The sequence below is a fragment of the Pantoea sp. UBA5035 genome, assembly GCF_002415245.1.
In the GTDB taxonomy this organism is placed as follows: Bacteria; Pseudomonadota; Gammaproteobacteria; order Enterobacterales; family Enterobacteriaceae; genus Pantoea; species Pantoea septica.
This window is the reverse complement of record NZ_DICD01000015.1, coordinates 208,970-222,748: the sequence shown is the minus strand read 5'-3', so window position 1 is coordinate 222,748 and position 13,779 is coordinate 208,970. Positions and strand designations below refer to the sequence as shown.

8 protein-coding genes and 1 pseudogene are annotated in these 13,779 nt (G+C 65.2%); 1 reads left to right on the top strand and 8 read right to left on the bottom strand.

Features of this window, described 5'->3' with window-relative positions; translation table 11 throughout:
• Window positions 1–5: 5 nt before the first annotated feature.
• The 5 genes and pseudogenes from B3229_RS12475 to B3229_RS12455 form a co-directional block, all read right to left on the bottom strand.
• Window positions 6–1,073, bottom strand: a complete 1,068-nt coding sequence (locus B3229_RS12475; RefSeq protein WP_048786390.1) for an ABC transporter permease — start codon at window positions 1,071–1,073, stop codon at window positions 6–8.
• A gap of 53 nt (window positions 1,074–1,126) precedes the next feature.
• Window positions 1,127–2,653: pseudogene (locus B3229_RS12470) on the bottom strand (sugar ABC transporter ATP-binding protein).
• A 9-nt stretch (window positions 2,654–2,662) separates the two neighbouring features.
• Window positions 2,663–3,274: a DUF2291 family protein gene (locus tag B3229_RS12465; RefSeq protein WP_286871115.1), complete on the bottom strand. Its 612-nt coding sequence runs from the start codon at window positions 3,272–3,274 to the stop codon at window positions 2,663–2,665.
• A 46-nt stretch (window positions 3,275–3,320) separates the two neighbouring features.
• A complete protein-coding gene (locus tag B3229_RS12460; protein ID WP_286871113.1) occupies window positions 3,321–4,256 on the bottom strand; it encodes a D-ribose ABC transporter substrate-binding protein in 936 nt (311 codons plus the stop codon).
• A 55-nt stretch (window positions 4,257–4,311) separates the two neighbouring features.
• The gene (locus B3229_RS12455) at window positions 4,312–5,109 is read right to left on the bottom strand and encodes a GolD/DthD family dehydrogenase (RefSeq protein ID WP_286871112.1); all 798 of its coding nucleotides are present in this window, start codon (window positions 5,107–5,109) and stop codon (window positions 4,312–4,314) included.
• 381 nt (window positions 5,110–5,490) lie between these two features.
• Here B3229_RS12455 and B3229_RS12450 point away from each other — a divergent pair, with 381 nt between their 5' ends.
• Complete coding sequence (locus tag B3229_RS12450; RefSeq protein ID WP_286871110.1) at window positions 5,491–6,309, top strand: DeoR/GlpR family DNA-binding transcription regulator; 819 nt, start codon at window positions 5,491–5,493, stop codon at window positions 6,307–6,309.
• Here the strand turns inward: B3229_RS12450 and cobA are convergent.
• The 3 genes from cobA to nirB are packed head-to-tail and all read right to left on the bottom strand — an operon-like array spanning window position 6,306 to window position 13,776.
• On the bottom strand, window positions 6,306–7,103 hold the full coding sequence (gene cobA / locus B3229_RS12445) for a uroporphyrinogen-III C-methyltransferase (RefSeq protein ID WP_286871108.1): 798 nt from the start codon (window positions 7,101–7,103) through the stop codon (window positions 6,306–6,308). The two genes, B3229_RS12450 and cobA, sit on opposite strands and share 4 nt — an antisense overlap.
• 11 nt (window positions 7,104–7,114) lie before the next feature.
• Window positions 7,115–9,715, bottom strand: a complete 2,601-nt coding sequence (locus B3229_RS12440) for a nitrate reductase (RefSeq protein WP_286871107.1) — start codon at window positions 9,713–9,715, stop codon at window positions 7,115–7,117.
• Complete coding sequence (gene nirB / locus B3229_RS12435; protein WP_286871105.1) at window positions 9,712–13,776, bottom strand: nitrite reductase large subunit NirB; 4,065 nt, start codon at window positions 13,774–13,776, stop codon at window positions 9,712–9,714. The genes B3229_RS12440 and nirB overlap by 4 nt, the downstream gene beginning before the upstream one ends.
• Window positions 13,777–13,779: the final 3 nt, after the last annotated feature.

The following is a 13,779-nucleotide window of genomic DNA, read 5'->3' as shown; positions in this document are numbered from 1 at the left end:
TCCGCTTATCCATGACTAACTTCAGATACCGATGTCGACTGCTGCTTTTTTTCATGGCGACGCAGCAGCACCACTTTGCTTTGCAACCGTTGCTGGAACTGGTCGATCACCACGGCGGTGACAATCACCAGCCCCTTGATCACCATCTGCCAGAAGTCGCTGACGCCCATCATCACCATGCCGTCGGCGAGGAAGACGATCACGAAGGCGCCGATAATCGAGCCGGAGACGCGACCGCGACCGCCCGCCAGCGCCGTGCCGCCCAGCACCGTGGCGCCAATGGCGTCCATCTCGAACATATTGCCGGTCATCGGATGGGCGGTTTGCAGCTGCGACGCCACCACCAGCCCCACCAGCCCGGCGCAGAGGCCGGAGAAGGCGTAGACGAAAATCTTCACCTTCACGATCGGCACGCCCGCCAGCCGCGCGGCCGATTCGTTGCCGCCGGTGGCGTAGATGTAGCGCCCCAGCGGCGTTTTGCGCGTCAGGTAGAGCCCGAGCAGCAGAAAGCCCACCATCAGCCAGATCGGCAGATAGATGCCGAGCAGCGTGCCGGAGCCGAGAAAGGCGAAGCCGGTATTGCCGAGCGCCGGCAGACCGACCAGGTTGGCGTAGGTGCTGCCGTCGTTGAACAGCAGCGCAGCGCCGCGCGCCACATACATCATGCCCAGGGTGCAGATAAAGGGCGCGACGCCGAGCCGGGTGATCACCGCGCCGTTCACCAGCCCGATAATTACGCCAAACAGCGCCACCGCGAGGATCACTTCCGGCACGTTGAGAAACAGGGTATTGCCGCCCCACAGCGGCACGCCGCTGGTGAGCAGCGCGCCCGCCACCATGCCGCAGATGCCCGCCACCGCGCCCACCGAGAGATCGATGCCGCCGGTGAGGATCACCAGCGTCATGCCGATCGCCAGCAGCCCGGTAATGGCGACGTGCTGGGTCATAATCAGCAGGTTCGACGGGGTAAGAAAGTTCGGCACCATGACGCTGAAAAAGCCGATGACGATCAACAGCGCGATAAAGGTGCGCGCTTTCAGCAGGTACATATAGAGCAGGTATTTTTGGTTCATCATCTCTCCTGCGGGCGATCGACGTCGCCCGTCATGCCTGGTAAACCGGCGGCTTAGTCATGCGGCGTTGAGGCCGTAATCAGTTTTTCGCGCGTAACCTCAGCGCGGGGTAAATCGGCGGTGATACGGCCGTCTGCCATCACCAGCACGCGGTCCGCCAGCGCCATCACCTCATCCAGTTCGGAAGAGGAGAACATCACCGCCAGCCCCTGCTGCGCCAGCGTGCCGATCAGGTGATAGACGTCGGTTTTCGCGCCAACGTCGATGCCGCGCGTCGGCTCGTCCAGCAGCACCACCTGCGGCCCGGTCATCAGCGCCTTACCCAGCACCACCTTCTGCTGGTTGCCGCCGCTCAGCGAGGTAATCGGCAGCTCGGGATCGCTGACCTTGATCGCCAGATGCTGGATCATTTCGTCGACGCGCCGCTTCTCTTTGGCCGGATGCAGCAGGCGCAGCGCGCGGCGAAAGCCGCGCAGGCTGAGGTCGGTCAGCGTCATGTTGGCGGTGATCGACATCAGCTGCACCACGCCTTCGCCCTGGCGATCCTCCGGCACCAGCGTAATGCCGCGCTTCAGCCGCTGCTGAAAGCTGCACCGCTCCAGCGCGCTGCCCGCCAGCCGCACCTTGCCCGACTGGCAGTGCATCAGGCCGATCAGCCCTTTGAACAGCTCGGTGCGCCCGGCGCCCAGCAGGCCGTAAATGCCGATCACTTCCCCTTTGCGCAGCGAGAAGCTGACGTCGTTGAGCCGGTAGCCGCCGTTCTGATGCAGCGCGGTCAGGCCGTCTACCTCCAGCACCGTTTCGCCCTGCGCCGCCGCCTGATAGTCGAAGTGCTTTTTCTTGTCGCCGACCATCTGTTCGATAATCCAGGGCACGCTGGCGTCGCGCACCTCGCGCTCGCTGATAAAGCGGCCGTCGCGGAAGATGGTGATGTGGTCGCCGATCTCCATCAGCTACTCCAGCCGGTGCGAGATATAGATGATGGTGACGCCGCGCCGCTTCAGCTGCTCAATAACGTTGAACAGCACCTTCACCTCCGACTGGCTGAGCGCGCTGGTCGGCTCGTCCATAATCAGCACGCGCGTATCTTTCGAGAGCGCCCGCGCGATCTCCACCAGCTGCTGATGGCCGATGCCCAGCTCGCCCAGCGGCGCGTAGGGATCGACATCCAGCTCCAGCCGCTCCAGCAGCGACTTCGCCAGCGCATACTGATACTTCTCGTTGATCACGCCGCGCTGGAAGAACTCGTTGGCGATAAAGATGTTGTCCATCACGTTCATATTGGGAAACAGGTTCAGCTCCTGAAAGATAATGCTGATGCCCTGTTTTTCCGCCTGGTGCGTCGAGGAGAGCGATACCGGCTCGCCGTCGAGCAGGATTTCGCCGCTGGAAGGGGTCTCTACCCCGGCCAGCATCTTCATCATGGTGGATTTGCCCGCGCCGTTTTCGCCGATCAGCACGTTGACCTTGTTGCGATAGACGCGATAGTTGACCTGATCGAGCGCGGTGACGCCGGGATAGATGCGCGACAGGCCGCGCGTCTCGATAATCACCTCGCCGTCCGCTTGTGAATGCTGCATAACCGCTCCTTACTGCCGCGCGATGGCGACAGGCGTCACGTTCGGGATCTGCTGCGGCACATCCCAGCTGCTGAATACGCCCGTCAGCTGCACCTTGTCGCCCACTTTCGGCTTAAAGGCGGTCATCATGCTGGAGGCCTGCTGATTGATGGCGCGGCCGTAGTCGCCGAACAGCACCTGGTCGTTAAAGTCCTGATAGCTCGCCCCTTTATAGGCGTCGCGCAGCGCGGTGCCGGGAATAATCGGTCCGGTCTGCACCGTGATGTTGTCGCCAGAGGCGTCTTTGACCGTCATACGACCGCTGCGCGACGTGGTATTGACCGCCGTCACTTCGCCGCTGACGCTGACGCTAAACACGCAGGGGTTTTCCGCCTGACTGCGATAGCCCAGCGTGCTGCAGGCGGTGTCGAAATCTTTCGCCGCCTGCAGCGCCTTCAGCAGTTCGGCCGCCGGTTTCGCGTCGCGCTGCACCTGCGGCACTAGCTGTTCGCGCCAGGTCTGGGCGATATTCGCCATCTTCGGGTTCGGCGGATTTTTCAGATCCGCCAGCTCCTGCTGCGACACAATGCGGCAACCGCTGAGCACAATCATCGGAAGCAGAAGCCAGAGTCGTCTGTCCATGGGGTTCTCCTGACGCCCGTCCAGGACGGGCGCCGCTGCAAGGGGGTTACGACTTAAAGTTGAAGTCCTGCACGCCGCTGGCGTTATCCGGCGTAATCAGGATGCCGCGGAACATCACGCGCTGCTTCGCCGGCTTGACCCCCTTCTGAATAAAGTTATCCAGATCGGTGACGCCCTGCGCGGCGATCGCCTGCGCCTGCAGCATCACCGTGGCTTTCAGCGTGCCCGCCTTCACCGCGTCGCGCTCGTCGTTGCTGCCGTCGATCCCCACCACGGTGACGTCGTTGCGGCCCGCCGCCTTCAGGGCGGCGATCGCGCCCAGCGCCACGGGTCCGTTGCCGCAGATCACCCCTTTCACATCGGGATGCGCCTGCAAAATGCTGTCCATGATGCGCTTGCCGTCGATCAGGGTGCCTTTCGCATCCTGGCGCGCCACGCTCTGCATATCGGGATACTGGTCCAGCACCTGATGGAAGGATTTCGAACGCGTCACGCAGTTGTTGTCCGCCAGGTTGCAGGTCAGCTCGGCATATTTGCCCTTCTCGCCCATCTTCTCGACGAACACGGTGGCGACGTCGGAACCGGCCTGGAAGTTGTTATGGGTGATCTGCTCCAGCGCCACGTCGTCGACCGGAATTTCGCGGTTGATCAGCACCACTGGAATACCGGCCTCTTTGGCCTTTTTGATCGCCGCGACGCTGGCGGTGGAGTCGGCGTTGTCGAGAATAATGCCCTGCACTTTTTTGCCGATGGCGGCGTCGATCAGCTCGCTCTGCTTCTTCACGTCTTCGCCATGCGACAGCACCGAGGTTTTGTAGCCCAGCTCTTGCGCCTTGAGGTTGGCGCCCTTGGCTTCCGAAGCGTAATAGGGATTATCCAGCGAGTTGACGAGGATCATGATGGTGCCTTTCTCCGCCGCGAAGCCGGCGCTGGAGAAGAGGCTGGCGGCGATCGCGGTGCACAGCAGGGAGCGGGTTTTCATGGCGATATTCTCTCTTCTATTTGTAGGGGGGTAAGGCTTTGGGGCTGGTGCTGCATTACCAGATAGTGAAACCGCCATCGATCATCAGATCGGCGCCGGTAATCATGTCGCTGCCGTTGCTGGCGAAAAACAGCACGGCGGCGGCGATTTCGTCGGTGTAGGCGAAGCGGCCTAACGGGATGAGTTTTTTCATCGCTTCGCCCTTTTCGCCGCGCCAGGCTTTTTCGCCCATCGGCGTCAGCACCACGGTGGGCGACAGGGTATTAACGTTAATGCGGTGCGGCGCGAACTCCTTCTCCATCACTTTGGTCATGCCGAGCAGGCCCGCCTTCGCGGAGGTGTAGGCGACGTGATTGTCGATGGCGATCGAGGCCGCCTGCGAGGCGATATTGATGATTTTGCCTCCCTTGCCCGCCGCGACCATGCGTTTGCCCGCCGCCTGCGCGCAGAGAAACGGTCCGGTCAGGTTAACGGCGATCTGCTTCTGCCATTCGGCAAAATCGGTTTCCAGCACCGGCTGCAGCATCACGTAGCCGGCGCAGTTGACCAGGATATCGATCTGGCCGTAGTGCTGCGCCACCTCGTCGAACGCCCTCTCCACCGACGCCGGATCGGTGACGTCGCAGGTGACGAACTGCACCCTGTCTGCGTCGAAGCTGTCGCGCAGGCTAGCGACCTTTTCCGCTTCGAAAGGGGGATAGAGCAGCGCCAGACGCGCCCCTTTCGCCAGCAGCATCTCGTTGCTCGCCATGGCGATACCCCCGAGTCCGCCAGTCACCACCGCCACTTTGCCGCCAAGATCCATCGCGCTGTCGACGCCGTAGCGCAGGTTTACGTCATATTCGCTGCTCATCTGTTCCTCACTTGTGTCGTTGCCGGCGGCCGCTCCAGTTAAAAACGGATTTTTTCCGGACTTACGGGATATTTGATTTTCGAACAAAAATATAAGCTATCGAATCGCAATGGTATGTGGGTGAGATCAAATTTCATACACCTCGCGAAAATTATTTTTATCCCTTTGTTTTCGTGTGATATAGCGTAAACCGCATAAACCGGGCATGGATAAAGGCGCTATGCGAACCCTGCGCTTTCAAAGAGATGCGAGATTTTCATTTTCATTCGAAAACAAATGGCGCGCCGGGCTGCCTCGCATTCGCTAAAAGTGCGGGGTAAACTCAGCGTCAGGCATCAATTCGCCGGATATGACCGTGATTGAGAAGAGGGAGCATTTCGATTGAAAAGCAAAATTGAGCAGCTTGCCGATATGCAGCAGCGCCGCGAAAAGATTCTGGAGATGATCCGTGAAGACGGCACGGTGACGGTTAAGGCGCTGACGGAGGCGTTCGGCCTGACGGAGGCCACTATCCGTACCGACCTGAGAATGCTGCAAAAGCAGGGGTTTGTGCAACGCTATCACGGCGGCGCGACCCTGATGACCGGCAAGCAGAATACCGGCGCGCTGCTGCTGGAACGGCAGACCCATCTGGAGGAAAAAGAGGCGATCGGCCGACTGGCGGCGCAGCATATCGAAAACGGCGACACGGTGATTTTCGATTCGGGCACCACGACTACCGCCATCGCCGAGGCGATCGGCCATATTCGTCGCCTCTCGGTGGTCACCACGGCGGTGAATATCGCGCTCAAGCTGGGCGGCGAGCCGGGTATCAACATTCTGCTTACCGGCGGCACCTTTAAATTCCCGACCCTTTCTACCTCCGGCGAAAAGGCAGCGAGCTTTTTTGAAAACGTGCTGGCGCAAAAGCTGTTTCTCGCCACCGCCTGCATTTCGCCACGCCTCGGTCTCAGCTTCCCCAGCGAAACCGACATCAAGGTGAAAATGGCGATGATCAACTCTGCCAGCACGGTCTACGTGGTGGCGGACTCCAGCAAAATCGACAAGGTGTCGATGTTCGCGCTGCCCTGCGACTGGAGCCATATCCACTATCTGATCACCGACGACGGGATCAGCGCGGCGCAGATCGCCGCCTTTGAGGCGCTTGGCGTCAACGTGCTGGTGGCGCCGCTGCCGCAGGCGCAGCGGCGCGCGGTTTAGGCCTGCGCCGCTGCGGCCCGCTGCGCCGCTGCGGCGTAGCGCACCACCTCGCCGACAATCAGCAGCGATGGCGAGACCGGTCGCTGCTGCGCCACCGTCTGCGCCAGCCCGGCCAGCGAGGTGATCAGCACCCGCTGATCCGCGCGCGTGCCGTTCTCGACGATCGCCACCGGGGTATCGCCCGCGCGCCCCTGCTTCTGAAGCTGGGCGGCGATCGAGGCGCTCCAGCGCAGCCCCATATAGAACACCAGGGTTTCGCGCGGGTCACCGTAGGCCCGATCCGCCAGCTGCGGCTCGCCCAGCTTGCCGTGGCCGGTGATCAGCCGCAGCGACTGGGCGCAGTCGCGGTGCGTCAGCGGAATGTTGCTGGCGGCGGCGCAGCCCACGGCGGCGGTGATGCCCGGCACCACCTCGCAGCGCACCTGCGCCTGCTGCAGAAACGCCAGCTCTTCGCCGCCGCGTCCGAAGATAAAGGGATCGCCGCCCTTTAGCCGCACCACCTCGCGGCCGCCGCGCGCCAGATCTGCCAGCAGCTGGTTGATCTCGCCCTGTTTCATCCCGTGACGGCCAGGCTGTTTGCCGACGTCGATGCAGAGCGCTGAGGTCGGCACCTCCGCCATCACCGCCTCGCTCACCAGCCGGTCATAGACTACCACTTCCGCCTGATGCAGCAGCCGCAGCGCTTTCACCGTCAGCAGCTCGACGTCGCCCGGTCCCGCGCCGACCAGCCAGACGCGTCCCTGCCCGTCGCCGTTTGACAGCAGTTTATTCAGTGAATCGATAGCAAAGGTCATCGCGTTCTCCGTTACGCCGTGGCTGGCGTGAATAACAGTTGTTTCAGTTCAGGAATGCAGGAGCCGCAGTTGGTGCCGCACTTCAGCGCGGCGCCGAGCGCCGCAGGCGAGTTGCAGCCCAGCGCCATCGCCTGCCGGATCGCCGTTTCGCCGACGCCGAAACAGCTGCAGATGATGCGCCCCGCGTCCCTGCCCTGCGCGCTGCTGCCCGCCAGCAGCGCAAAGCGTCCGGCGGCGTCGGCGGGCGGCGCGCGAAAGGCGGCGGTGATGAATTCATGGTCAAGCCTCGGCAGGCGCGGCGCGGCGTAGAACGCCAGCTGCAGCTCGCCCTCGCGCCACGCCAGCAGCCGGTACTCTCCCGCAGCGCCCACGGCCTGCTGCAGCTGCATGTTCTGCGTTGTCAGCTGCGCCTGCGCCCAGTCGCGCGCGACGCCGTCGCCCGCCAGCGTCAGCCGCTGCGCGCCTGCCTGAGGCGCGCGCGCCCAGTAGCGCAGCCCGGAAGGCGCCTCGACGTTGCGCTGCCACAGCCAGCCCTGCCAGCCGGTACGCAACGGCTGGATACGCACCGCCGTCTGCTTCAGCGCCGGCTGGCCCGATGCCGGACAGCAGCGCGCCGTCACCAGCGCGTCAACATTGCTCCGCAGCGCGAACTGACGGTTCCAGTGCATCGGCGCAAACAGCTCGTTAAGACGCATACCGCTGTCGACTCGCACCCGCGCCGCCATCCAGCCGCGCGCCGACTGCACCCGCGCCAGATCGCCATCGGCGAGCCCCCAGCGCTGCGCCGTTACGGGATGCAGCGCGATAAAGGGCTCGTCGATATGCTGCATCAGGCGCGGCACCGCGCCGGTGCGCGTCATGGTGTGCCACTGGTCGCGAATACGTCCGCTGTTCATCAGCAGCGGATAGCCTTCGTCGCCCGCCGTCTCCAGCGGCGCGGCGCAGGGCAGCAGCCGCGCTTTGCCGTCGTCATGATAAAAGCGGCGATCGCCGAACAGTCGGGCGCAGCCGTCAGGGAAGCGCGCGTTGACCGGCCACTGCACCGGTTTCAGCTGGTCCCAGGCGTCGTCGCTGAGCTGCGCCAGCCCGCTGATGTCGAAAGCGCGCTGGCCGTGGTTTTCAAAGCCGGAGAGCGCGGCGTGCTCGCGAAAAATCGCCGCCGGATGCTGCCAGCCGAAGGCGTCGCCAAAGCCGAGTCGCTGCGCCACCTGCGCCAGCAGCCACCAGTCGGGCTTCGCTTCGCCGGGCGGCGGCACAAAAGCGCGCTGGCGCGAGATGCGCCGTTCGGAGTTGGTCACGGTGCCGTTTTTTTCGCCCCAGCCGAGCGCGGGCAGCAGAATATCGGCAAACGCCGTGGTGTCGGTGTTCGCCATCACGTCGGAGACAATCACCAGCGGGCACGCGGCCAGCGCCTGCGCCACGCGGTTGCCTTCCGGCATCGACGCCGCCGGATTCGTGCCGAGGATCCACACCGCCTTCACCTCGCCGCGCGCCACCGCCTCGAACAGCGCGACGGCGGTGAGGCCGGGCCGCCGCGCCACCGTCGGGCTGCGCCAGAAGCGCTGCAGCCGGTCGCATTCGGCGTTGCTGAAGCCCATATGCGCCGCCAGCTGATTCGCCAGCCCGCCCACTTCGCGTCCTCCCATGGCGTTAGGCTGTCCGGTCAGCGAAAAGGGTCCGCAGCCCGCGCGCCCCAGCTTGCCGCTCAGCAGATGGACGTTAACAATGACGTTGTTATGGTCGCTGCCGGCGGCCGACTGGTTAATGCCCATGCACCAGAGCGTCAGCACCCGATCGCTGTCGCTAAACAGCTGGTAGAACTGCGCCAGCAGGCCGCTATCCAGATCGCAGGCCGCCGCCGCGCGCGCCAGCGTCCAGGGCTGCGCCGCCGCCAGCGTCTCCTCGACGCCGTTCAGGTGCGGCAGCATGCTGCTGTCGATGGCGCCATGCTGCGCCAGCCAGTTAAGCAGACCGCTGAACAGCGCGCCGTCGCTGCCCGGCCGCAGCGGCAGATGCAGATCCGCCAGGTCGGCGCTCGCGGTGCGGCGCGGATCGATCGTCACCACGCGCATCGCCGGACGCTGCTGCTTCGCCTGCGCCAGTCGATGATAGGCAACCGGATGGGTCCAGGCGGCGTTGGAGCCCACCAGCACCACCAGATCCGCCTCGGCGAAATCTTCATAACAGCAGGGTACCGCGTCCGCGCCAAAGGCGCGCTTGTAGCCCACCACCGCCGAGGCCATGCAGAGGCGCGAGTTGGTGTCGATATTGGCCGCGCCGAGATAGCCCTTCATCAGCTTGTTGGCGACGTAGTAATCCTCGGTGAGCAGCTGGCCGGAGGCGTAGATCGCCACCGCCTCCGGACCGTGCTGCTCGATAATGGCGCGCAGGCGCGCGGCTGCGCTCTCCAGCGCGCGTTCCAGCGCTACCGGCTCGCCGTCGACCCGCGCCCGCAGCAGCCGACCGCTGGCGTGCAGGGTATCGCCCAGCGCGGCGCCTTTGACGCACAGGCGTCCGAGGTTGGCCGGATGGCTGACGTCGCCGGCGACGGCGCCGTCGACGCCTACGCTGACGCCGCAGCCGACGCCGCAGTAGGGACAGGTGCTCTTCATGAGGCTTCCGCCATCAGGTTCAGCGGCCGGTTCGCCACCCAGATGCGCCCCGCTTCCAGCTTCACCGGCCAGCAGCGCAGCTGATGCTGCGGGTTGTCGAGACTCTGCCCGTCGCGCAGGCGCACGCGCTGCTTGTAGAGCGGCGAGATCACCACCGGCTCGCCCGCCACGTCGCCGAGGATGCCGCGCGACAGCACGCTGACTTCGCTGCCCGGTTCGCGATCCTCCAGCGCGTAGAGATCCTCGCCGAAGCGGAACAGCGCGATGCGCTCGCTGCCGAGACGCGCCCCGATGCCCGCCTGCGGCGGCACCGCCGCAAGATCGCACAGCGCGCTCCAGGGTTCGGCCGGCAGCTCGCGCAGCGCAATGCGCGCTGGCGTCGCGGGCTGGCGCTGATCCCGCACCCGATCGTAACGCAGCGCCTCGTCCGCCCCCGCGCCGTTTACAGCGGGGGTAAAAAGCGCGCGCCGCGACGGATCCGCCAGCGTGGTTTGCCATTCGCACTGGTAGCTCTCGACCACGCGCTGCATTTCCGCCTCCAGCGTCGCCGCGATGCCGAGGCTGTCCTCCATCACCACCTGGCGCAGATAGTCGAGCCCGCCGTCGAGATTATCCATCCAGACGCTGGTGCGCTGCAGCCGGTCGGCGGTGCGCACGTAGAACATCAGGATGCGATCGACATAGCGGATCAGCGTCTCGTCGTCGAGATCGCTGGCGAAGAGATCGGCGTGGCGCGGCTTCATGCCGCCGTTGCCGCAGACGTAGAGATTCCAGCCCTTTTCGGTGGCGATGACACCGATATCTTTGCTCTGCGCTTCGGCGCACTCGCGGGTGCAGCCTGACACCGCCATCTTGATCTTGTGCGGCGCGCGCAGCCCTTTGTAGCGATGCTCCAGCGCGATGGCGAAGGCGGTCGAGTCCTGCACGCCGTAGCGGCACCAGCTGGAGCCGACGCAGGATTTCACCGTGCGCAGCGATTTGCCGTAGGCGTGGCCGGTCTCAAAGCCCGCCGCCAGCAGCGCTTCCCAGATAGCGGGCAGCTGATCCAGCCGCGCGCCGAAGAGATCGATACGCTGGCCGCCGGTGATTTTGGTGTAGAGATCGTAGCGCGCCGCCACTTCGCCGATGGCGATCAGCCCCTGCGGCGTGATCTCGCCGCCCGGCACGCGCGGCACCACGGAGTAGCTGCCGTCTTTCTGAATATTGGCGAAGTAGCGATCGTTGGTTTCCTGCAGCGGCAGGTGCGCTGGCTTCAGCAGGTAGTCGTTCCAGCAGGAGGCGAGCAGCGACGCCGCCAGCGGCTTGCAGACTTCGCAGCCGTGGCCGCGCCCGTGCGCCGCCAGCAGCGCCTCCCAGCTTTTCAGCTCGCCGACGCGCATCAGGTGATAAAGCTCCTGCCGCGAGTATGGGAAGTGTTCGCAGATATCCTTTTTCACCTCGACGCCGAGGGTCGCCAGCTGGTGCTCCATCACCTGTTTCACCAGCGCCGAACAGCCGCCGCAGCCGGTGGCGGCGCGGGTGCACTGCTTGATCGCCGCCATATCGCCGCAGCCCGCCTGCACCGCGGCGCAGATCTCCCCCTTGCTGACGCTGTGGCAGGAGCAGACCTGCGCGCTGTCCGGCAGCGCCGCCACGCCCAGCGCCCGGCTCGGCGCTCCCGCCAGCGCGGGCAGAATCAGGCTCTCTGGCGCGGCGGGCAGCGCCATCTGGTTGAGCATCATCTGCAGCAGCGTGCTGTAGTCGGCGCTGTCCCCTACCAGCACGCCGCCCAGCAGGGTTTTGCCCTCGCCGCACACCACGATTTTCTTGTATATCCCTTTAGGCTCGTCGGTCCAGTAGTAGCTCTGGCTGCCCGCTGTACGGCCGTGGGCGTCGCCGAACGAGGCGACCTCAACCCCCAGCAGCTTGAGTCTGGTGCTCATATCCGCGCCGGTAAACAGGCTCGCCTCGCCGGCGAGGTGTCCGGCCAGCGCGCGCGCCATCTGGTAGCCGGGCGCCACCAGGCCGAAAATTTGCCCGTTCCACAGCGCGCACTCGCCGATGGCGAACACCGCCTCGTCGCTGGTCTGGCACAGATCGTTGATGACGATGCCGCCGCGCGGGCCGAGGGTTAATCCCGCCGCGCGCGCCAGCTCGTCGCGCGGGCGGATGCCCACCGAAAAGAGCACCATGTCGACGTTGAGCGTCTCGCCGTCGGCGAACCGCAGCGTCAGGCTGTCGTCCGCCTCGCGCACGAGGCTTTCCGTCTGCTTCGCGGTGTGCACCTGCACGCCGAGCGCGTCGATTTTACGCCGCAGCATCTGTGCGCCGCCCTCGTCCAGCTGCACCGCCATCAGGCGCGGCGCGAATTCGACCACATGGGTCTCCAGCCCAAGCTGGCGCAGCGCGTTGGCCGCCTCCAGCCCCAGCAGGCCACCGCCAATCACCACGCCGCGCCGGCTGCGGCGCGCGCAGGCGGCGATGGCGTCGAGATCGTCCAGCGTGCGGTAGACGAAGCAGCGCGGGTCGTCGTGGCCGGGGATCGGCGGCACAAAGGGACGCGAGCCGGTGGCGAGCACCAGCCGGTCCCACGTCAGCTCGTCGCCACGGCTATCGCGCAGGCTGCGCTGCTGGCGATCGATCGCCACCACCCGGCAGTCGCTGCGCAATTCAATGCCGTGCGCCGCAAAAAAGTCCTCGCCGACCAGCGACAGATCGGCGGCGCTTTTACCGTCGAACCAGGATGAGAGATGAACGCGGTCATAGGCAGGCAGCCGCTCTTCGCCGTAGACCACGATGTGATAGCGCTGGTGCAGCGCACGCGCCACCAGCTGTTCGAGGAAATGGTGACTGACCATGCCGTGACCCACCACGGCTAATACCGGTTTACTCATCATCGGGCTTCCTGCAGCCTGCGGCTGCGTTTCGGGTGAAGTATCAAAAAGGGTGTGCAGCGCGGCGCGTTCGCCCGCCTGCAGTTTCGCCAGCAGCGGCGCGGCCTGGCGACAGTCGCCGTAGAGCAGCACGCCGCTCAACCGGCCGTCGCGCAGAAACAGACGGCGGTAGTCGCCGGCGATCGGATCGAAGCTGACGCAGCTCTCCGCCTCGCGGATATCGCCGGCGCTAAACAGCGAAATCCCGCTGACCTTGAGGCGGGTGCCGTCGACCTGATGGCGAAAATCAGCAACCGGCTGCCCCGCCAGCTGCGCCGCCAGCACCTCCGCCTGCGCCAGACAGGGCGCCACCAGCCCGAAGGTCTCGCCGCCTGTTTCACAGCACTCGCCGAGGGCGTAAACGCCGGGCAGCGCGCTGCGCAGCTGGCGATCAACGATGATGCCGCGATGACAGGGCACGCCCGCCGCCGCCGCGATGGCAATCTCCGGCTCGACGCCGATGGCGATCACCACCTGCGCGGCAGGCAGCGCGCGACCGTCGGCGAGCAGCACGCCGGTTTCCGTCACCGCCGCCAGCCCGCTGTTAAGCACGACGTGCAGGCCGCGCGACGTAAGCTGCGCAAGGAGCAGCGCGCCTGCCTGGGCGTCGAGCTGGCGATCCAGCAGCCAGCTTTTGTGGTGCAGCAGCGTGACTTCGCGCCCCTGGGCACGCAGCGCGGCGGCGGCCTCAATGCCGAGAAAACCGCCGCCCAGCACCACCACCGGCCCCGTTCCAGCCAGCAGCGCGTCGACGTCCGCTTTGCTGCGAAAGCCAAAGACCTGCGGCCGGTCGACGCCGGCTATCGCGGGCAGCCGCGGACGCGATCCGGTAGCGAACACCAGCCGATCCCAGGACAGCGCACGCCGATCGGTCTCAAGCCGCCGCGTCGCGAGGTCGAGCTTTAGCGCCGTTTCGCCTGCCAGCAGCGTGACGCCGTGCTGCTGGTACCAGGTCTGGGTATGGATGAGCGTCTCCTCGAAGGGTCGCTCGCCCGCCAGCACCGGCGAGAGCAGCACCCGGTTGTAGTTGCCGTGCGGCTCGCGCCCGATCACGGTGATGGCGTAACGATCCGGCGCGAGGCGCAGCAGGCTTTCCACCATGCGCATCCCCGCCATGCCGTTGCCCACCACCAGCAGCCGTTGCGTCATAGG